The sequence below is a fragment of the Streptomyces sp. NPDC019224 genome (genome assembly GCF_040632605.1).
GTDB lineage: Bacteria > Actinomycetota > Actinomycetes > Streptomycetales > Streptomycetaceae > Streptomyces.
On the sequence record NZ_JBEYCF010000001.1, the window covers coordinates 1 to 19,313 of the forward strand.

19 protein-coding genes are annotated in these 19,313 nt (G+C 72.2%); 11 read left to right on the forward strand and 8 right to left on the reverse strand.

Annotated features, from left to right (window positions below; all coding sequences use genetic code 11):
- Positions 1 to 125 precede the first annotated feature (125 nt).
- The gene (locus ABZ564_RS00005) at positions 126 to 956 is read right to left on the reverse strand and encodes a MerR family transcriptional regulator (RefSeq protein WP_360846931.1); all 831 of its coding nucleotides are present in this window, start codon (positions 954 to 956) and stop codon (positions 126 to 128) included.
- A gap of 157 nt (positions 957 to 1,113) precedes the next feature.
- Positions 1,114 to 1,317, reverse strand: coding sequence for a cold-shock protein (locus ABZ564_RS00010; protein ID WP_360846934.1), 204 nt, complete (start codon positions 1,315 to 1,317; stop codon positions 1,114 to 1,116).
- 284 nt (positions 1,318 to 1,601) lie between these two features.
- On the opposite strand from ABZ564_RS00010, the gene ABZ564_RS00015 reads away from it, so the two are divergent.
- The 4 genes from ABZ564_RS00015 (at position 1,602) to ABZ564_RS00030 (ending at position 6,607) form a co-directional block, all read left to right on the forward strand.
- Positions 1,602 to 2,480 (forward strand): menaquinone biosynthesis protein, encoded by an 879-nt coding sequence (locus ABZ564_RS00015; RefSeq protein WP_360846937.1) that lies wholly within the window; start codon positions 1,602 to 1,604, stop codon positions 2,478 to 2,480.
- A gap of 296 nt (positions 2,481 to 2,776) precedes the next feature.
- Entirely contained in the window at positions 2,777 to 4,621 is a 1,845-nt protein-coding gene (locus ABZ564_RS00020) for a serine/threonine-protein kinase (protein WP_360846939.1), read from the forward strand.
- 137 nt (positions 4,622 to 4,758) lie between these two features.
- Positions 4,759 to 5,958, forward strand: a complete 1,200-nt coding sequence (gene mqnC / locus ABZ564_RS00025; RefSeq protein WP_360846941.1) for a cyclic dehypoxanthinyl futalosine synthase — start codon at positions 4,759 to 4,761, stop codon at positions 5,956 to 5,958.
- Between the two features lie 4 nt (positions 5,959 to 5,962).
- Positions 5,963 to 6,607, forward strand: a complete 645-nt coding sequence (locus ABZ564_RS00030; protein WP_360846944.1) for a hypothetical protein — start codon at positions 5,963 to 5,965, stop codon at positions 6,605 to 6,607.
- Between the two features lie 6 nt (positions 6,608 to 6,613).
- On the opposite strand, the gene ABZ564_RS00035 is transcribed toward ABZ564_RS00030, so the two are convergent.
- From ABZ564_RS00035 to ABZ564_RS00050, 4 genes are all read right to left on the reverse strand, one after another.
- Entirely contained in the window at positions 6,614 to 7,297 is a 684-nt protein-coding gene (locus ABZ564_RS00035) for a DUF3152 domain-containing protein (RefSeq protein WP_360846947.1), read from the reverse strand.
- A 117-nt stretch (positions 7,298 to 7,414) separates the two neighbouring features.
- Positions 7,415 to 8,200, reverse strand: a complete 786-nt coding sequence (locus ABZ564_RS00040) for a DUF3152 domain-containing protein (protein WP_360846950.1) — start codon at positions 8,198 to 8,200, stop codon at positions 7,415 to 7,417.
- Positions 8,201 to 8,279: 79 nt separating this feature from the next.
- Complete coding sequence (locus ABZ564_RS00045) at positions 8,280 to 9,167, reverse strand: hypothetical protein (RefSeq protein ID WP_360846953.1); 888 nt, start codon at positions 9,165 to 9,167, stop codon at positions 8,280 to 8,282.
- A gap of 11 nt (positions 9,168 to 9,178) precedes the next feature.
- Positions 9,179 to 9,688, reverse strand: a complete 510-nt coding sequence (locus ABZ564_RS00050; protein ID WP_360846955.1) for a SigE family RNA polymerase sigma factor — start codon at positions 9,686 to 9,688, stop codon at positions 9,179 to 9,181.
- A 141-nt stretch (positions 9,689 to 9,829) separates the two neighbouring features.
- Between ABZ564_RS00050 and ABZ564_RS00055 the strand changes: the two genes are divergently transcribed.
- Complete coding sequence (locus tag ABZ564_RS00055; RefSeq protein ID WP_360846958.1) at positions 9,830 to 10,522, forward strand: demethylmenaquinone methyltransferase; 693 nt, start codon at positions 9,830 to 9,832, stop codon at positions 10,520 to 10,522.
- A gap of 172 nt (positions 10,523 to 10,694) precedes the next feature.
- On the forward strand, positions 10,695 to 12,602 hold the full coding sequence (locus ABZ564_RS00060) for a zinc ribbon domain-containing protein (RefSeq protein ID WP_360846961.1): 1,908 nt from the start codon (positions 10,695 to 10,697) through the stop codon (positions 12,600 to 12,602).
- 86 nt (positions 12,603 to 12,688) lie between these two features.
- On the opposite strand, the gene ABZ564_RS00065 is transcribed toward ABZ564_RS00060, so the two are convergent.
- A complete protein-coding gene (locus tag ABZ564_RS00065; RefSeq protein WP_360846963.1) occupies positions 12,689 to 13,207 on the reverse strand; it encodes a GNAT family N-acetyltransferase in 519 nt (172 codons plus the stop codon).
- Positions 13,208 to 13,304: 97 nt separating this feature from the next.
- Between ABZ564_RS00065 and ABZ564_RS00070 the strand changes: the two genes are divergently transcribed.
- Positions 13,305 to 14,588, forward strand: a complete 1,284-nt coding sequence (locus ABZ564_RS00070; protein ID WP_360846966.1) for a geranylgeranyl reductase family protein — start codon at positions 13,305 to 13,307, stop codon at positions 14,586 to 14,588.
- A gap of 113 nt (positions 14,589 to 14,701) precedes the next feature.
- Here the strand turns inward: ABZ564_RS00070 and ABZ564_RS00075 are convergent, their stop codons facing one another.
- On the reverse strand, positions 14,702 to 15,544 hold the full coding sequence (locus ABZ564_RS00075; RefSeq protein WP_360846969.1) for a C40 family peptidase: 843 nt from the start codon (positions 15,542 to 15,544) through the stop codon (positions 14,702 to 14,704).
- A gap of 791 nt (positions 15,545 to 16,335) precedes the next feature.
- On the opposite strand from ABZ564_RS00075, the gene ABZ564_RS00080 reads away from it, so the two are divergent.
- The 4 genes from ABZ564_RS00080 to ABZ564_RS00095 are packed head-to-tail and all read left to right on the forward strand — an operon-like array spanning position 16,336 to position 19,297.
- Entirely contained in the window at positions 16,336 to 16,695 is a 360-nt protein-coding gene (locus tag ABZ564_RS00080; RefSeq protein WP_003967084.1) for an NADH-quinone oxidoreductase subunit A, read from the forward strand.
- A gap of 18 nt (positions 16,696 to 16,713) precedes the next feature.
- Positions 16,714 to 17,268, forward strand: a complete 555-nt coding sequence (locus ABZ564_RS00085; RefSeq protein ID WP_360846972.1) for an NADH-quinone oxidoreductase subunit B family protein — start codon at positions 16,714 to 16,716, stop codon at positions 17,266 to 17,268.
- Entirely contained in the window at positions 17,265 to 17,975 is a 711-nt protein-coding gene (locus ABZ564_RS00090) for an NADH-quinone oxidoreductase subunit C (RefSeq protein WP_360846975.1), read from the forward strand. Before ABZ564_RS00085 ends, ABZ564_RS00090 begins: the two co-directional genes overlap by 4 nt.
- Positions 17,975 to 19,297: an NADH-quinone oxidoreductase subunit D gene (locus ABZ564_RS00095; protein WP_360846978.1), complete on the forward strand. Its 1,323-nt coding sequence runs from the start codon at positions 17,975 to 17,977 to the stop codon at positions 19,295 to 19,297. The genes ABZ564_RS00090 and ABZ564_RS00095 overlap by 1 nt, the downstream gene beginning before the upstream one ends.
- The last annotated feature ends 16 nt before the right edge of the window (positions 19,298 to 19,313 follow it).

The following is a 19,313-nucleotide window of genomic DNA, read 5'->3' on the forward strand; positions in this document are numbered from 1 at the left end:
GTGCCCCCTTCTCCGGGTTTTGGCTATCTCCACATGGATCCCAAACCGGGGGGGGGGGGGGGGGGGGCGGCCCCCGGGGGGGGGGGGGGGGGGGGCGCCCGCCCGGGGGGGGGCGCCCCCGGGTCTCAGGCCGTCGCCCGGACCACCGGCTCCTGGAGCTCGGTCACCCACTTCTCCCGGTCCTCCGGGCACTCCAGGCTGATCTCGCGGGCGTATCCCGCCGACCGGTAGCCGTTGGCGTCGATCCAGCGGGCCAGGGTCTGGGCCGTCGGCAGCACGGCGTCCATGGACCCCCGGTGCACGACGGTCGCCGCCTCGAACGCGGGCAGCTCGACCACCGTGATCCCGGTGTCGCCGACCGGCCCCACCGGGGCGGAGACCGTCATTCCGGCGTGCACGACGACCCCGCCGCCGTCCGGCACCTCCTCGTACCGGGCGATCCCGGGGCCCGACGGGGTGAGACCCGCCTCCCCGAGGAGGGGGAGGAGCCGGTCGTACAGCGGCCCGATGACCGGGGTGATGTCCTGCGGCTCGTAGCCGCCGGCCACCCCGGTCAGCTCCGCGACCCGCACCGCGGGCACCTTCTTGATCACGACGTCGTCCGTGGACATGTGTCCCTCGCTCTCGATCGACCGGAGCCTCGCCTCGACCCGGGCCAGCCGTGCGGCCGCCGCGGCCATCGCCGCCTCCAGCTCCGTACGGCGCAGCCGCAGCATTCCGCGCAGTTCCTCCGGGCCGACCGCCTCGTCCACGACGGCCCGCACCTGCTGGAGCGTGAAGCCGAGGTCCTTGAGCGCGATGATCCGGTTGAGCCGGGCGAGCTGGGCGGCGCCGTAGTAGCGGTAGCCGGTCGAGGGGTCGGTGCGGTCCGGGTGCAGCAGCCCGATCTCGTCGTAATGACGCAGCATGCGGGCCGACACCCGCCCGTACCGGGCGAAGTCTCCGATGGTGAACATGACGCCTCCCACTGCACGGCTTCACACGGTGTGAAGGTCAAGGGGCGGCGGGGACGGGCCGCCCGGCACAGGCAGGAGCCCCGCTCCTCCGCCGGGGCGGAGGAGCGGGGCTCCTTGGATACTGCTCTTACCGACCGCGATCGGCCGACCCGGGCAACTAGACCGGGGTGACGTTCTCGGCCTGCGGGCCCTTGGGGCCCTGAGTGACGTCGAAGTTCACGGCCTGGTTCTCCTCGAGGGAGCGGAACCCGGACGCGTTGATCGCGGAGTAGTGGACGAAGACATCCGGGCCGCCGCCGTCCTGGGCGATGAAGCCGAAGCCCTTTTCAGCGTTGAACCACTTGACGGTTCCGGTAGCCATAAGCCCTCCTTGGGCCAAAGGGTTGCCCTGCTCCAGAACCTGCAATGAAGTCTGAAAACTACAAAAGCCTGCGGGGTTACATGCTCCGCAGGCTCTGTACTGCAAGGGAAACCAAACTGCAACTTGCCGTCGAGCCTAGCACGCAGGGTGTGGGGAGGGGTAGAGGGAAAGATCACTTCATCCACATGTTTGATTGCCGCGGGAGGGGCCCTCCCAGAGGGCCTTCCCGTGCGCCGTCCGCCCCCGGTGGGGCGGCCGGACGGCGACGGGTCTAGCCTCGCGATGTGGACAATTCAACCGTTTCAAACGCCGCGGTCGACGACCGTCGCCCCCGGCCGCGCGTCGGCCACATCCAGTTCCTCAACTGCCTTCCCCTCTACTGGGGGCTGGCACGGACCGGAACCCTGCTCGACCTGGAGCTGTCGAAGGACACCCCGGAGAAGCTCAGCGAGCAACTGGTCAGGGGCGAACTGGACATCGCCCCCGTCACCCTGGTCGAGTTCCTGCGCAACGCCGACGACCTGGTCGCCTTCCCCGACATCGCGGTCGGCTGCGACGGTCCCGTGATGTCGTGCGTGATCGTCTCGCAGCGGCCCCTGGAGGACCTGGACCGGGCCCGCGTCGCGCTCGGATCGACCTCCCGGACGTCCGTACGGCTGGCGCGGCTGCTGCTCGCCGAGCGGTACGGGGTCAACCCCGACTACTACACCTGCCCGCCGGACCTGGGCCTGATGATGCAGGAGGCGGACGCCGCCGTCCTCATCGGCGACGCGGCCCTCCGCGCCAACCTGCACGACGCCCCCCGCCTCGGGCTCCAGGTCCACGACCTGGGCGCGATGTGGAAGGAGTGGACGGGCCTGCCGTTCGTCTTCGCCGTCTGGGCCGCGCGCAAGGACTACCTGGCGGCCGAGCCCACCGCGGTCAAGCAGGTGCACGAGGCGTTCCTCGCCTCCCGGGACCTGTCCCTGGAGGAGGTCACCAAGGTCGCCGAGCAGGCGGCGCGCTGGGAGGCCTTCGACGCGGAGGTCCTGGAGCGCTACTTCACCACCCTCGACTTCCGCTTCGGGCCGGCCCAGCTGGCGGGCGTGGAGGAGTTCGCCCGCCGCACCGGCGAGGCGGCGGGCTTCCCGGCGGACGTGAAGGTGGAGCTGCTCGGCGGATGAGAACATCCCGCCGCCGGGGAATGCCATTTTCGATTTTGTTGAACGCGCGATGAATGGCGGATTGCGCGAGACACCGGGAGTACGCAGCCGATGTCTCCCGCAATCCGCCCCCGCGCCTCCCGCAATGTGCCCCGGCCGGACCGGCGCATTCACGCCTTTTATCGCGCTGAATGACGCCGTTCGTTCCCTTGGGGGCGAAATCGGCGGATGGTTTCTCCCGTGGCCGGACGAGACTTCGCGGACACGAACTAGGCTTCGGTCGGAGGTCCGGCCGGGTTCACAGGGGGAGTCCTTATATGCAGCCGCTGGAAGCCGGGGAACCGCTGAGCATCGGCGCCTACCGGCTGCTCGGCAGGCTCGGGGCCGGCGGCATGGGCCGCGTGTATCTCGGGCGCAGCGCCGGCGGCCGTACCGTCGCCGTCAAGGTCGTCCATCCGCACTTCGCGCTCGACGAGCAGTTCCGCGCCCGGTTCCGGCGCGAGGTGGAGGCGGCCCGGCGGATCGGCGCCCAGTGGACCGCGCCCGTCCTGGACGCCGACCCGGACGCCCCCGTCCCCTGGGTCGCCACCGGTTACGTGGCCGGGCCGCCGCTCTCCGCGGCCGTCACCGAACACGGCCCGCTGCCCGAACACGCGGTACGGGTGCTGGGTGCCGGTCTCGGCGAGGCGCTGGCCGCGGTGCACGAGCGGGGCCTGATCCACCGGGACGTGAAGCCGTCCAACGTCCTGCTCGCCCTGGACGGCCCCCGGCTGATCGACTTCGGCATCGCCCGGGCCATCGACGCGACCGCCTCGCTGACCTCCACCGGGGTCTCCGTCGGCTCGCCCGGCTACATGGCGCCGGAGCAGATCCGGGGCACCGACATCTCGGGCGCGGCCGACATCTTCTCGCTGGGCGCGGTCCTGGCGTACGCGGCGACCGGCTCCGCCCCCTTCCTGGGCGACTCGTCGGCCGTCCTCCTCTACAAGGTGATCAACGAGGAACCGGAGCTGGGCGACCTCGAGGGCGGTCTGCGCGAGACCATCGCCACCTGTCTGGCCAAGGACCCGGAGCGGCGGCCGACCCCGGCCGAGCTGGCCCGCCGGCTGCTGCCCGGCGGCGCGGCGGTGGCGGTGGCGGCGGGCTGGCTGCCGGGCCCGCTGGTGCGCGAGGTGAGCCGGTCGGCGGTGGCCCTGCTGGACCTGGAACCGCAGGAGGCGCCGGTGCAGTCGGGGCCGGTGCCGTTCAGCAATCCGTCGTTCGGGGCGGGTGCGGGCGACTCCGCGTTCGGGGCGGGGAGGGGCGACTCCGTGTTCGGGGCGGGGAGGGGCGACTCCGTGTTCGGGGCGGGGAGGGGCGACTCCGTGTTCGGGGCGGGTGCGGGCGGGCCCGGATTCGGCTCGGGTGGGCCGGGCGCCGGGGACCCGGCGTACGGCTCCGGGGGTCCGGCCGCCGCTTCCGGCGCCTTCGGCCCGCCGGCCCCGGGGGCGGACGGGGTGCCGGGGCAGCGGACCGGGGGACGCGGCCCGGGCCTCGGCGTGACGGCGGGCGGGGAGGGCGCGGGGCGCCGCCGCGTGAGCTGCACCGTCGCGCTGGCGGTGGCCGGGGCGCTGGCCGCGGTGACCGTGGGCGGCGCGTTCCTGCTGGACCTGATGCCGGGCAGCGGCGGCGACAGCGGCAACGTCGGGCACGGAGAGGTGGGGCGCACCCCGCCCGCCGCCTCCGGCGGGCCCAGCTCACCGGCGGACTCGGCCACCGGGTCGGCCACGGCGGGGCCGGGAGGGGCCGGCGAGCTCCCCGACGCGTTCGTCGGCACCTGGAAGGGGCCGCTCACCGAGAAGACCACCGGCCAGTCGCACGGCACGCTCACCGCGGTCTTCGAGAAGGGCCGCAAGGGCACGGACGTGCTCCACCTGACCACCTCCCTGTCCGCCGGCATCGACGTCACCTGCTACAGCGTCGCCACCCTCACCTCCGCCTCCGACGACGAGGTCGAGCTGCGCGAGCGCGCCGACCCGGACCGGCCCGGCACGGCGGGGCTCTGCACCACCACGCCCGCGGGCCTCCACTTCACCCGGGCGGCCGACGGCACGCTGCGGTTCAGCTCCGACGAGAAGGGCGCCGGACTCCCGTACGGCACGCTGACCCGGTCCGGCGGCTGACCGCCGAGCCCGCTGGCGTACGCTGAACCGGTCCGAAGGCCCCGTATCGAGCTTCCGCCTGCCGCCCTTCGGGCGACGACGGGCAACTCGATACAGGCCCTAGATCCGTTGAAAAACCGCCGAAAGGTGACAGCCCGGTGACCGAGAAGGCCGACCTCCAGCCCATCCTCGACCGCGCCGCCGAAGGCGGCCGGATCACCCCGGAGGAGGCGCTCGACCTCTACCGGTCGGCCCCGCTGCACGCCCTGGGCGCGGCGGCCGACGCCGTGCGCCGCCGTCGGTACGCCGGTACGGAGCACATCGCGACGTACATCATCGAGCGCAACATCAACTACACCAACGTGTGCGTCACGGCGTGCAAGTTCTGCGCGTTCTACGCCGCGCCGAAGGACACCGCCAAGGGCTGGTCCCGGGACCTCGACGACATCCTGCGCCGCTGCGCGGAGACGGTCGAGCTCGGCGGCACGCAGATCATGTTCCAGGGCGGGCACCACCCGGACTACGGCGTGGAGTACTACGAGGAGCACTTCTCGGCCATCAAGAAGGCGTTCCCGCAGCTGGTGATCCACTCGCTCGGCGCCTCGGAGATCGAGCACATGGCCCGTATCTCCAAGGTCTCCGCCGAGGAGGCGATCAGCCGCATCCACGCCGCCGGTCTCGACTCCTTCGCGGGCGCCGGCGCCGAGCTGCTGCCGGCCCGGCCGCGCACCGCCATCGCCCCGCTCAAGGAGTCCGGCGAGCGCTGGCTGGAGATCATGGAGATCGCCCACGGCCTCGGCGTCGAGTCCACCTCGACCATGCTGATGGGCACGGGCGAGACGAACGCCGAGCGCATCGAGCACCTGCGGATGATCCGGGACGTGCAGGACCGCACCGGCGGCTTCCGGGCGTTCATCCCGTACACGTACCAGCCGGAGAACAACAAGCTGAAGGGGCAGACGCAGGCCACGCTCTTCGAGTACCTGCGGATGATCGCCATCGCCCGGATCTTCCTGGACAACGTCGCCCACATCCAGGGCTCCTGGCTCACCACGGGCAAGGAGGTCGGCCAGCTGTCGCTGCACTACGGCGCCGACGACCTCGGCTCGATCATGCTGGAGGAGAACGTCGTCTCCTCGGCCGGCGCCAAGCACCGCTCCAACCGGCTGGAGATCATCGACCTGATCCGCAAGGCGGACCGGGTCCCGGCCCAGCGCTCCACCACGTACGAGCACCTCGTCGTGCACGACGACCCGGCGAACGACCCGGTCGACGAGCGCGTCGTCTCGCACCTCTCGTCCGTCGCGATCGAGGGCGGCACCGCGCACCCGGAGCTCAAGCTCCTCGGCGCCGACTAGCGCCTTGCTGACGATCCACGCCGCCGCCCTGCTGCTGCCGGGCGGCGGCCGCGCACCCGTGCCCGACGGTGCGGTGGCCGTACGGGACGCGTCGGTCGCGGCCTTCGGACCGTACGGGGAACTGGCCGCCGCCCACCCCGGCGCCCGCGTCCGGCACTGGCCGGGCGTCCTGACCCCGGGCCTGCTCCAACGGGACGCGGTCCGGCTCCTGGAGGAGTGGTACTTCCCCGACCCGCGCGAGGCGGACGCGCTGGGCACCGAGCCCCTGACCGGCGCCGCGCTCGACGCGCTGGGCCCCGAGGAGACCTGGCGGGCGGGCAGCGTGCGGCGCGGGCTGCACCGGATGCTCGGGCACGGCACGACCGCCGTGACGGCCGGCCCCGGCACCCCGCCCGCCCTGCTCACGGCCGTACGCCGGTCCGGGCTGCTGGTCATCGGCGGGCCGGCGGCCCCCGCCGGCGTGCCGCGGATCGACCCGCTGGCCGGGGCCGCGGCAGTGTCCGAGGCGATGGCAGCGCCGCTCACCGCCGGGGGCCGCGCGGACCTCGCCGCCTTCGACGCGCCGGGCGAGGCCGGGCTGCTGGCGGCGGGCGCGGTGAGCTGCGTGGCGACGATCGCGGCGGGGCGCCTGGTGTACCGGGGCCGGTAGTGGGGCCTACGGCACCGGGGGACCGCCCAGGTAACGCCCCTCGGCGTCGTACGGCCAGGCGTTGGCCACGCAGCCCTTCAGCCCGTCGATCTGCTGCATCATCGCGGGCGCCGGCCGCCCCTTGCCGGGGCAGGTCTCGTGGTCGTGGCCGAGCCAGTGCCCGACCTCGTGGTTGATGATCAGCGCCCGGTACTCGCCCAGCGGGCCGTCGAACTCCGGCGAACCGGTCTGCCAGCGCTTCAGGTTGACCATCACGACGGGGCCGACCCGGCAGTTCACCTCGCCGTGGGTGTCCAGCCCGCTCGCCCCGCAGATGCGGTCGGTCGTCCCGGGGGTGGCGATCCGTATGACCAGCCCGGCCGGCCCCTTCGCGACCTGCCGGAACGTGTGCTCCCCGTGGTGCGACCAGCCCCGGGGCGCGGCCAGTATGCGCGCGACGACGGCGGCCGCCCCGTCCGCGTCGAGCCCGGAGCCGTCCTCCACCTCGACCCGGTAGGTGTTCCCCGTACCGCTGTCGGTGGCGGCGGCCCGGGCCACGGTGAAGACGGCCGCGGGCGTGCGGCCGGGGCCGTGCGCGTCGTTCCAGCGGAGGCCGACGACGGCGACCGCCGCGAGCACGACGGGGACGACGGCCATCATGAGCAACCGGCTCCGGCCGCTCTCCCCCCGGCGCCCTTTCCCTTCGGGCATCCTTGGCCCCTCCCCCAGTGATCGGTTGTTCCGTCCCCCGCTGATAGGACCGGTGAGCGGGCGGATCGGTTCAGTCCGCACCCGTACGAGGTGGGGCCGAGGCCGTCTGAAGGACCGTTACGGTACGGAGGGGCCGCCCAGGTACGCCCCGTTTTCGTCGTACGGCCAGGCGTTGGCCACGCACCCCTTGAGCCCGTAGATCTGCTGCATCATCGCGGGGGCGGGGCGGCCGGCGCCGGGGCAGGTCTCGTGGCCGCGGCCGAGCCAGTGCCCGACCTCGTGGTTGATGATCAGGGCCCGGTAGTCGTTCAGCGGCCCGTCGAACTCGGGCGAACCGGTCTGCCAGCGCTTGAGGTTGACCATCACCGTCTCGCCGATCCGGCAGTTGACCTCGCCGCGCGTGTTCATCCCGCCCCGCGCGCAGCTCCGGTCCGTGGTGGCCGCCGTCGCGATCCGGACGACCAGCCCGGCCGGACCCGACGCCACCCGGTGGAACGAGCGCGTCCCGCCCTGCCCCCAGCCGCGCGGGGCGGCGAGGATGCCGGCGATCCGGTCGGCGGCCTCGTCCGGGTCGACGCCCGAACCGTCCTCGACCTCGACCCGGTACGCGTAACGCCCTTCCGGGCCGCCGGCACGGGCGGTCGTGAAGGTGCCGGGGCCGGCGGCGGGGACGCGGACGCGGGTGGGGGAGGGGGTGGGAGAGGGCGAGGGAGAGGCGGAGGGCGACCGGGACGGCTTCGGGCTCCGGCCGGGCTTCGCGGAGGGGGTGGGTGAGGCGGTCGCGGGGGACGCGGCGGCCGATGGCTTACGCGCGGCGGCGGACGCCGGGGACTCGTCCCCGCCCGCCCAGCGGGGTGCCAGGACCACGACGACGCCGATCAGCGCCGTCGGTACGGCGACCATGGCCAGCACCCGTATTCGGCTGCGTCTCGCCCGTCTCGCCCGCCGCCGCCCGCCTCCGCCATGCCGCCCCCGTCTGCTCTCAGCCCCCACGGACAGAGTCCTCCTTCGCTTCCATCGGACGTTCGTCCGCGTACGCCACCAATTCCATGAACCGCGCGTCCCGGGCGACGGCCAGCAGGTCGTCCGCGGTGACCGGTGCCGACACCATGGCCTCGTCGTCGCCCCCCACGGTGAGCGTCACGCGGCTGTGCCCGTATCCGAAGCGGACGGTGACCCCGGTGATCGTCCTGCCCCCCTTGGCGTTCCCGGCCGCCGTGATCGCCTGGGCCATGATGCCCCCTGGCAGTGACACCTCGTCACACCGGTAGTGCTTCACCGGGACATCGAGGCAGGGCGGTTCCGCCTCGGACGTGGCCGACGGGCGGACCGAGAACACGACGGGGAAGACCCGGCCGTCCGACCCGCCCTGGTACCGGCTGACGGTGAGATCGGTCCGGCGGACCGGCCCGACCGCCTCGGGCAGCAGGGCTTCGAGCACCCCCGCCGCCTCGTTCTGGAATACCGTCTGCCGAGACAGCTCCGTCTCCGACAGGTCCGCCATGGAGGACTCGCCGGGTTCCGGCTCGATGTGCACGGGGAGACGGAGCCCCGGGCGGGCGGTGTCCAGGGGCGTGGGGACCGGCGTGGTCCGCGAGGCGGCCGACCAGTCGCGTACCCGCTCCGTACCTCCGCCCCATACCGGCAGCGCGGCGCCGAAGACCCCGAGAGCGAGCAGGGCGGCCGCCCCCGCACCGATGGCGGCGCGGGCCCGGGCCCGGCGGCGGCGGCCCCGGACCAGGGCGCCGGGGACCAGATCGGGCAGCGGGGGCGCCCCGTCGGTGGCCCGCTCCATGGCGGTCCGGAGCAGCAGTTCCTCGTCCTCCCGGCCGGGTTCGCCGCCCGGGGAGGGGTCCATGAACACGTGCACGGCGTCACTCCTCAGCTTCGGGTGGTGTAGAGGTGCGCGTCGCCCAGGCGGGCGCGCAGCGTGGCCAGAGAGCGCGAGCACTGGCTCTTGACGGTGGACGGGCTGCACCGCAGCAGCCCGGCGACCGTCTCCACGCTCAGGTCCTCCCAGTAGCGCAGGACGACCATCGCCCTTGCCCGGGGCGGAAGTTCGGCGAGGGCCGCCAGCAGCGTGACCGTGAGCTCCGGACCCACCGCCGGGGCGGGCGCGGCGATCGGCGTGTGGGCGAGCAGGTCGCGCAGCCTGCGGCGGCGCTCGGCGATGTAGGTGCGGGTGAGCACGGTCCGGGCGTAGGCGTCCGGATGGTCGGCCGCACGCACCCGGTGCCAGTGCTGGAACAGCTTCGCCAGCGTCGCCTGGGTCAGATCACGAGCGGCGTCGGCGTCACCGCAGAGCAGGTACGCGGTGCGGTAGAGCCGGTGCTGACCGGCGCGGGCGAATTCCTCGAAGCCCTCGGCATCCCGGCCGGCTTCCGTGAACATCTGCCCCCTTCCCTGTTCTTCCCGGTTCTCCGAAGGTCTCTCCGTGAGTACTGAGTGCCGCCGGGCCGAAAAGGTTGAAGCCGACTTCGCCGGAGGCGTCCGCCGCGAGCCGGCGCGGCCCGGGCTGCTTGAATGGGATGCGTGACCCGAGCCTCCCTGGACAAGCAGCCGCACGAAGTCGCCTCGATGTTCGACGACGTGGCGGCGAACTACGACCTCACCAACGACGTGCTCTCGCTCGGCCAGGCCCGGCTGTGGCGCAAGGAGGTCGCCAAGGCCGTGCACGCCCGGCCCGCCGAGAAGGTCCTCGACCTGGCGGCCGGCACGGCGACGTCCTCGCTGCCGTTCGCCGCGACCGGCGCGTACGTCGTGCCGTGCGACTTCTCCATCGGCATGCTCCGCGAGGGCAAGAAGCGGCACGCCTGGCTGCCCTTCACCGCCGGCGACGCCACGAGACTCCCCTTCCGCGACGAGACCTTCGACGCGGTGACCATCTCCTTCGGCCTGCGCAACGTCCAGGACACGGACGCGGCGCTGCGCGAGCTGTACCGGGTGACCAAGCCGGGCGGCCGGGTCGTCATCTGCGAGTTCTCCCAGCCCGTCTGGACCCCGTTCCGCACGGTCTACACCGAGTACCTGATGCGCGCCCTGCCCCCGGTGGCCCGCGCGGTGTCGTCCAACCCCGACGCCTACGTCTACCTCGCCGAGTCCATCCGCGCCTGGCCCGACCAGCCCGGCCTGGCGAAGAAGCTCCAGCGGGCCGGCTGGTCCCAGGTCGCCTGGCGCAACCTCACCGGCGGCGTGGTGGCCCTGCACCGGGGCGTGCGCGGCTGACGGTCCCGGCGGGCCGCAGGCCGGGAGCCGGGCACCGCGCGAAAGCGGTTGCGCGCATTCCGAGTTGACGGGAACCGGTGGACGGGGAAGATGTGTCCGTTGATACGGCGCGCGTCTTCCCCGTCCCCGCGTGTCACGGTCCCGCTCGTCCCCGGCCCGCTGCGGAGCTCCCATGCCCTCGTACTGCCCCTTCTGTGGAACCCAGGCGCCGGACGAGGCGCGCTTCTGCGTGAAGTGCGGGCGCGAACGCCCCGCGGCCCCCGCCACGCCCCCGCGGCCCGCCGCCCCGCCACCGCCGCCCGGTCCGCCGCCGCCCGCGGTGCCGGCCTACATGACGCGGCCCGCCGCGCCGCCGCCCGGATACGCGCCGGCGCCGGCCGGGCCCTCGCCGGCCGGGCTCTTCCTCGGGCGGGTGATGCGCGGTGACTGGGCGGCCTCGCTGAAGGCGGCCGTCTGGCCGACCGGGCTGATCATCGGCCTCGCGGTGGCCCTCGCCATCCCCGACTACGGGCAGGGGGACGACGTCGTCATCGGGTGGAGCGACCGGCTGCGCATCGCACTCGCCATGCTGCTCCAGGCGTTCGGCGGCGGCTTCGAGATACGGGCCCTCGCGCCGGGCGGCATGAACGACGGCGGCTACGGCGACGACGCGTACGGCGGCGGTTCGTACGGGGACTACGACCCGGGCGGGCAGGGCCGGATGACGCTCTCCCTGATCCCGCTCACCGTCACCGTGCTCTGGATCGGCGCCCTGATCCTCGGCGCCCGCGCCGCCCGCCGACGGGGCGGCGGCCTGGACGCGGCGGTCCGCATCAGCGTCGTGGCCGCCGCCGCGGTCCTGGTCCTCGGGCTCTACGCCCAGCCCGAGATCGAGGACGTCTCGCTCCACTCCTCGCCGGTCCTCGCGGCGCTCGGCGCCCTCGCCCTCGCGCTCGTCACCACCGGCGCCGTCCTGCAACGCGACGCCGCGGCCGCCTGGCTGGCCCGGCGGCCGGGTGTGCTGAGCCTCGTACGCGCCGCCGGAACCGCCGTCCGCGCGCTCGGCGCGGTCCTGCTGCTCTGCGCCCTGATCGGTTACGTCACCTACGCCACCCTGGACGACGTGGACGGCACGTCCCTGCTGCTCGCCCTGCCGCTGCTGCCCAACATCGCGCTGATGGTGCTCTCGGTGAGCTGGGGCGGCTCCGTCGAGTACGACATGCGCGGGCAGGCGGACTTCTTCGGCTCCGGCATGGAACACGGCGCGTTCGGGCTGGGCGAGCTGAGCGAGGCGGCGAACGACTGGGCCCTCGTCGGAGCGCTCGCCACCGGTCTCGTCTGCGCCCTCGTCGTGGGGCTGCTCGCCGGCCGCCGCTCCGCCGACCGCCGCGAACAGGTCACGGCCGGCGGGCTGTTCCTGCTCGGGTACCTGGCGTTGACCGGCATGAGCGGACTGTCCGCCGAACTCTCCGGCGGCGTCACCGAACTCGCGGGCCGGGGCACCCTGGAGATCGCCCCGAGCGTCGCCGACGCGCTGCTGTTCGGGCTGCTGTGGGTCGGCGGCGCGGTGCTCGTCGCGCCGTACCTGGCGCGGATGGCGGGCGGCGGCGGCCCGGGCGGCGGCACCCCGGCGCACCCGGCTCCGCCGAGCCCGTACGGCCCGCCGCCCGGGCCGCACGGCTCGGTGCCCGGCCAGTACACCCCGCCGTCCGCGCCGGGTGCGTACACCCCTCCGCCCGGCACCGCACCCGGCCCGTACGGCCCCCCGCCCGGTCAAGCCCCCGGCCACTCCGGCCCGCCCGCCCGGATGACCGCCGCGCCGGAGGCCCCCACCCCCGGGCGGGGCGAGCCGCCGGCCGACGCGATGCCGGGGCCGTACCTCCAGGCCCAGGCCCCCGCCCAGGCCCCCGCACGCCCCCGTCGGCGGCCCGTCCTCGTCTGGGGCGCCACCCTCACCGCCGCCCTGGTCCTCGGTGGCGGGGCCACCGCGGGCACCCTCGCCCTGATGGATCGCCACGACGACCCGGGCACCTCGGAGACCGGCGGCAGGAACGGCGGGAGCGACGACCGGGCGACCCCCGTCCAGGACGGTGAGGAGTAGCACGGCCACGTACAGGGGGCGGGCGGTGCCGGGGAAGTCCCCGGTGCCGCCCGCCCCCTGTACTCCTCAACGGTGCCGGCCGCCGGTCAGAGCTCCAGCCGGAAGCACCGCGCCTCCTGGCCCGGCAGCGGCGTCGTGAACGTCTCGGCCGGCTCCATGCCGAGGCGCCGGGCCACCGCGGCCGACCGCTCGTTGAGCACGTCGATCACCGCCACCACCCGCTCCACCCCCGCCGCGCGCAGCCGCTCCAGCGTGAGGCGCGCGGCGGCCGTCGCGTAACCCAGCCCCCAGGCCGGCCGGGCCAGCCGCCAGCCGATCTCCAATTCGCCCACCGGGCCGTACTCCGTCGGCCCCCACGGCTGGGCCCCCGTGAAGCCGACGACCCGCCCCTCCCCGTCGAGCACGGTCCACAGGCAGTAGCCGAGTTCGGCGTCGTGCCGCCGCTGGCGGGCGGTCCACTCCTCGTACATCGACAGTTCTTCCGGCCGGCCGCCGGAGAACCGCATCACCTCCGGGTCGGCGAAGGCGCGGTGCCAGGCCACCGCGTCCTCGTCGGTCGGGACACGCAGCTGTACGACGGGAGGAGCGGCAGGCGCGATCGACATGAGGCAGCCCTTCGGAGGGTTGATCAGCAGGCCCCCATAGACTGCCTTGGACCTGTGCCGCGCGGCACGCGAATTCGAGTCTTCGGGAGAGCCGACCGTGACCGAGCCCCTGTCCGAACACAGCGCGGACGTCATCGTCGTCGGGGCGGGCCCAGCCGGCTCCACGACCGCCTACTACCTGGCCAAGGCCGGACTCGACGTCCTGCTCCTGGAGAAGACCGCGTTCCCGCGCGAGAAGGTCTGCGGCGACGGCCTGACGCCGCGTGCCACCAAGCAGCTCGTGGCCATGGGCATCGACATCTCCGAAGAGGCGGGCTGGCTGCGCAACAAGGGCCTGCGCATCATCGGCGGCGGCGTCCGGCTCCAGCTGGACTGGCCGGATCTCGCCTCCTACCCGGACTACGGACTCGTCCGCAAGCGCGACGACTTCGACGAACAGCTGGCCCGGAACGCGCAGAAGGCCGGTGCCCGGCTGTACGAGCGGTGCAACGTCGGCGCCCCGATCACCGACGAGCGCACCGGCCGGATCACCGGGGTGCACGCGAAGCTGGGCGAGGAGAAGACCCCGGTCACCTTCCACGCCCCGCTCGTCGTCGCCGCCGACGGCAACTCCACCCGGCTCTCCCTGGCGATGGGCCTGCACCGCCGCGAGGACCGCCCCATGGGCGTCGCGGTGCGTACGTACTTCACCTCGCCCCGGCACGACGACGACTACCTGGAGTCCTGGCTGGAGCTGTGGGACCGGCGCGGCCCCCAGGAGAAGCTGCTGCCCGGCTACGGCTGGATCTTCGGCATGGGCGACGGCACCTCCAACGTCGGCCTCGGCATCCTCAACTCCTCCTCCGCCTTCCGGGAGCTGGACTGGCGCGAGGTCCTCAAGGCGTGGTGCGCGTCCATGCCGGAGGACTGGGGCTACACCCCGGAGAACATGACGATGCCGATCCGAGGCGCCGCCCTGCCGATGGCCTTCAACCGCCAGCCGCACTACACCAAGGGCCTGCTGCTGGTCGGTGACGCGGGCGGCATGGTCAACCCGTTCAACGGCGAGGGCATCGCGTACGCCATGGAGTCGGGCCAGATCGCGGCCGACGTCATCGTCCAGGCGCACGCCCGCGCGACCCCCGCCCAGCGGGAGCTGGCGCTGAACAACTACCCGAAGGTGCTCAAGGAGACCTACGGCGGCTACTACACGATGGGCCGCGCCTTCGTGAAGCTGATCGGCAACCCGAAGGTCATGAAGGTCGCCACCCAGCGCGGCCTGACGCACCCGCTGCTGATGAAGTTCACGCTGAAGATGCTCGCCAACCTCACCGACCCGACGGGCGGCGACGCGATGGACCGCGTCATCAACGGTCTGGCGAAGGTGGCGCCGCGCTCGTAGCGCCCGTTCACAAACGAAGGAGCCGTCACTCCCGAGCGGGGGAGTGACGGCTCCTTCGTGCGCTTCACGTGCGGATCAGGCTTGTGAATCCGTGAACGCGGCGCTGTCGCGTACTAGAGGACGCGGACCGCGCCGGTCGGCATGTCGTAGTCCAGCGGGCGCTGCACCACACCGGTGGAGGAGTTCTGCGCGCCCACGAACTGGCCGCCGCCCACGTAGATCCCGACGTGGTACGCGCTGCCAGCGCCGCCCCAGTACAGGATGTCGCCCGGCTGGAGGTTGCTCAGCGAGACCTGGGTGCCGAAGGTCGACTGGCTCTGCGAGACGCGCGGCAGGTCGACGCCCACCGTACGGAACGCGGCCTGGACCAGGCCCGAGCAGTCCCACGAGTTCGGGCCGGTGCCGCCGGACACGTACGCGTCGCCGACCTGCGCCTGGGCGAACGCGACGACGGAGGCCGCGGAGCCGGTGGCGTGGGAGGAGTACGAGGTCGTGGCGGCGGTGGTGGAGCCGGACGACGAGGTGCCGGTGGTCTTCAGCGTGGTGCGCTCGGCTGCGCGGGAGGCGCGCTCGGCGGCCTCCGCCTTCGCGGCCGCCGCGGCCTTCGCGGCCGCCTCGGCCTTCTTCTTGGCCTCCGCCTTGCGGACCGCCTCGGCCTTGGCCTTCTTGGCGTCCTTGGCGGCGGTGGAGGCCGCCGCGTCCTCGTGGGCCTGCGTCTCCAGGTCCAGGGCGACCTGCTGCGTGGCCTCGGCGGAGGCCGCGACGGTGGTGGAGAGTCCCGCCGTGATGGTGGGCATCTCGATCGTCTGGGTCACCGGTTCGGCCTGGGCCGGGCTCGCGGCACCCGCGACCGCGATGGTGCTGAGGACGCCACCGGCAACTCCGGCCCGCAGTGCCGTCGTCGAGGCGTTTCGGCGGGGCTTCCGGTGGCTGGGTATGTGAGCGGTGTGGGACATGGGTACTAGCGCTATCAGGGTGCGAGGGGTCCCATCAAGAAACGTGTGTTGCGACACAGTTACGTCCGGAATCTTTGAATCCGCTTCCTGGCGGCCCTTATTGACGCCGTAACGGTCAAAACGGACACCCGTGATCACGGCTGTGATCACGGGTTTTCAGCGATACGCCCGAATTGCCCGCCGCTTACCACTTGTTCACACGGTTGGCCAAGCCCGCTTCTGTGGCGGCCGCCGAGGGGTGACGCAGGTCACAGCATGGTCTCGCCGGGGTGGGCATACGAGCGCTCCGCGCGGGCCGGGGGTGGCGAGCGCCGAACTCGCGGCGCGCGGTGGCCGATTCGTGTGATTAAGGGTTTATGTCGCTCTGCGTCCACTTCGTTCTGTGAGGACCCCCGCGCGAGTGACCCCGTTCCGGCCGGTCCGCCCCCGGAGTGGGGCGGGTCCCTTTATCACCCTCTCGCGTCCCGTGCCAATTTTGCGCTGAGCGTCGCGACTTGATAGTGCGACATCCGTTTGACCAGCGAAAACGGCAGCAGATGTCACCTCTCGTGATCACTCGACCGCTTCGCGTACGAAGGTCACCGCTCATCCGACTTCATGATCGTTCGTCAGGTGGTGGAGATCACAAAGACGTTGGTGTACCCCGTGTCGCAGATCACAGGACGGCAGGCATAGGATGCGGGGCAGTCGGGCTTGTGAACTGCCTCACATGTGCACGATCTTGGTGAGGCGGGGAGCCGGTTCGCCCGATGCGGTCCAACGGTCAAGGACGACTGGAAGGAGCGAGGAGCGTGAATGCCTACGCGCCCATCCTCGTGCTCGGCGCCCTCGGGGCAGGGTTTGCGATCTTCTCCGTGGTCATGGCCACGCTTATCGGCCCCAAGCGGTACAACCGGGCAAAGCTCGAAGCGTACGAGTGCGGTATCGAACCGACACCCACGCCGGCCGGAGGCGGCCGCTTTCCCATCAAGTACTACCTGACGGCGATGCTCTTCATCGTCTTCGACATCGAGATCGTCTTCCTCTACCCCTGGGCGGTCAGCTTCGACGCCCTGGGGATCTTCGGGCTCGTGGAGATGCTGCTCTTCGTGCTCACCGTCTTCGTCGCCTACGCCTATGTGTGGCGGCGCGGCGGCCTGGAATGGGACTGAGGGGCTGAGGGGCACACCATGGGACTCGAAGAGAAGCTGCCGAGCGGCTTCGTTCTGACCACCGTCGAGCAGGCGGCCGGCTGGGTGCGGAAGTCCTCCGTCTTCCCGGCGACCTTCGGCCTCGCCTGTTGCGCCATCGAGATGATGACCACCGGGGCAGGCCGTTACGACCTGGCCCGCTTCGGCATGGAGGTCTTCCGCGGCTCGCCGCGGCAGGCGGACCTGATGATCGTGGCCGGGCGGGTGAGCCAGAAGATGGCACCCGTCCTGCGGCAGGTCTACGACCAGATGCCGAACCCCAAGTGGGTCATCTCCATGGGCGTCTGCGCGTCATCGGGCGGAATGTTCAACAATTACGCGATTGTTCAGGGTGTTGATCATATTGTCCCGGTCGATATCTATTTGCCGGGCTGCCCGCCGCGGCCCGAGATGCTGATGGACGCGATCCTCAAGCTGCATCAGAAGATCCAGGGCTCCAAGCTCGGGGTCAACGCCGAGGAAGCCGCCCGCGAGGCGGAGGAAGCGGCCCTCAACGCCCTGCCCCTGATCGACATGAAGGGGCTCATGCGATGAGCGACGAGCTGAGCGGCTCCTCCGTCCCCGTCCCGCGTAACGAGCACGGCGAGGTCATCGGCGTACGCAAGGGGATGTTCGGCGCCCGGAACGGCGGCGACACCTCCGGCTACGGCGGCCTCATCCGTACCGTCGCACTCCCCGGCGCCTCCTCCCGCCCCTACGGCGGCTGGTTCGACGAGGTCGCCGACGAGCTCGAGGGCGCCCTGGAGGAACAGGACCTCCTCCCCGAGAACGCCATCGAGAAGACCGTCGTCGACCGCGGCGAGCTCACCTTCCACATCGCCCGCGAGCACCTGGTCACCGTCGCGAGGACCCTGCGCGACGACCCGGCCCTGCGCTTCGAGCTGTGCACCGGCGTCAGCGGCGTCCACTTCCCCGGCGACAAGGGCCGCGAGCTGCACGCCGTCTACCACCTGCGCTCGATCACCCACGGCCGGCTGATCCGGCTGGAGGTCTCCACGCCGGACGACGACCGGCACCTGCCGTCCCTCGTCCCGGTCTACCCGACCAACGACTGGCACGAGCGCGAGGCGTACGACTTCTTCGGGCTCGTCTTCGACGGCCACCCCGCCCTCACCCGGATCATGATGCCGGACGACTGGCAGGGCTTCCCGCAGCGCAAGGACTACCCGCTCGGCGGCATCCCCGTCGAGTACAAGGGCGCCCAGATCCCGGCTCCGGACCAGCGGAGGTCGTACTCCTGATGACCACTCCCCATGCAACGCCCCGCGCCACGACCGAGGGGACTGTATATACAGTCACCGGCGGCGACTGGGACGAGGTCGTCGAATCGGCGGTCAAGTCCGACGACGAACGCATCATCGTCAACATGGGCCCGCAGCACCCCTCCACGCACGGCGTGCTGCGGCTCATCCTGGAGATCGACGGCGAGACCGTCACCGAGGCCCGCTGCGGTATCGGCTACCTCCACACCGGCATCGAGAAGAACCTCGAATTCCGCAACTGGACGCAGGGCACCACCTTCGTCACGCGCATGGACTACCTGACGCCGTTCTTCAACGAGACGGCGTACTGCCTCGGCGTCGAGAAGCTGCTCGGCATCGAGGACCGGATCCCCGACCGGGCCACCGTCCTGCGCGTGCTCCTGATGGAGCTCAACCGGCTCTCCTCGCACCTGGTGTGCATCGCCACCGGCGGCATGGAGCTCGGCGCCACCACGATCATGATCTACGGCTTCCGCGACCGGGAGCTGGTGCTCGACCTCTTCGAGCTGATCACCGGGCTCCGCATGAACCACGCGTTCGTCCGCCCCGGCGGCCTCGCCCAGGACCTGCCCCCGGGCGCGGTCGACCAGCTGCGCGAGTTCGTGAAGACCATGAAGAAGAACCTGCCGGAGTACGACAAGCTCGCCACCGGCAACCCCATCTTCAAGGCCCGCATGCAGGACGTCGGCTACCTCGACCTCACCGGCTGCATGGCCCTCGGCGCCACCGGCCCGATCCTGCGCTCGGCCGGGCTCCCGCACGACCTGCGCAAGACCGACCCGTACTGCGGATACGAGACCTACGAGTTCGACGTCCCCACGGCGGACAGCTGCGACGCCTACGGCCGCTTCCTCATCCGGCTCGAGGAGATGCGCCAGTCGCTGCGGATCGTCGAGCAGTGCATCGACCGGCTCGAACCCGGACCGGTCATGGTCGCCGACAAGAAGATCGCCTGGCCCGCGCAGCTCGCGCTCGGCCCGGACGGCCTCGGCAACTCGCTGGACCACATCAAGAAGATCATGGGCACCTCCATGGAGGCCCTGATCCACCACTTCAAGCTGGTGACCGAGGGCTTCCGGGTCCCCGTCGGACAGGTGTACACCGCCGTGGAGTCCCCCAAGGGCGAACTCGGCGTGCACGTCGTCTCGGACGGCGGGACCCGCCCCTACCGGGTCCACTTCCGCGACCCGTCCTTCACCAACCTCCAGGCCATGGCGGCGATGTGCGAGGGCGGCCAGGTCGCCGACGTCATCGTCGCCGTCGCATCCATCGACCCCGTGATGGGAGGCGTCGACCGGTGACCGAAGCACGTAGCGA

Coding starts and splice junctions, on each gene's coding strand:
- ABZ564_RS00005 (WP_360846931.1), bottom strand. CDS start 956: ATGTTCACCATCGGAGACTTCGCCCGGTACGGGCGGGTGTCGGCCCGC.
- ABZ564_RS00010 (WP_360846934.1), bottom strand. CDS start 1,317: ATGGCTACCGGAACCGTCAAGTGGTTCAACGCTGAAAAGGGCTTCGGC.
- ABZ564_RS00020 (WP_360846939.1), top strand. CDS start 2,777: ATGCAGCCGCTGGAAGCCGGGGAACCGCTGAGCATCGGCGCCTACCGG.
- ABZ564_RS00035 (WP_360846947.1), bottom strand. CDS start 7,297: ATGCCCGAAGGGAAAGGGCGCCGGGGGGAGAGCGGCCGGAGCCGGTTG.
- ABZ564_RS00040 (WP_360846950.1), bottom strand. CDS start 8,200: ATGGTCGCCGTACCGACGGCGCTGATCGGCGTCGTCGTGGTCCTGGCA.
- ABZ564_RS00050 (WP_360846955.1), bottom strand. CDS start 9,688: ATGTTCACGGAAGCCGGCCGGGATGCCGAGGGCTTCGAGGAATTCGCC.
- ABZ564_RS00060 (WP_360846961.1), top strand. CDS start 10,695: ATGCCCTCGTACTGCCCCTTCTGTGGAACCCAGGCGCCGGACGAGGCG.
- ABZ564_RS00065 (WP_360846963.1), bottom strand. CDS start 13,207: ATGTCGATCGCGCCTGCCGCTCCTCCCGTCGTACAGCTGCGTGTCCCG.
- ABZ564_RS00075 (WP_360846969.1), bottom strand. CDS start 15,544: ATGTCCCACACCGCTCACATACCCAGCCACCGGAAGCCCCGCCGAAAC.
- ABZ564_RS00085 (WP_360846972.1), top strand. CDS start 16,714: ATGGGACTCGAAGAGAAGCTGCCGAGCGGCTTCGTTCTGACCACCGTC.
- ABZ564_RS00090 (WP_360846975.1), top strand. CDS start 17,265: ATGAGCGACGAGCTGAGCGGCTCCTCCGTCCCCGTCCCGCGTAACGAG.
- ABZ564_RS00095 (WP_360846978.1), top strand. CDS start 17,975: ATGACCACTCCCCATGCAACGCCCCGCGCCACGACCGAGGGGACTGTA.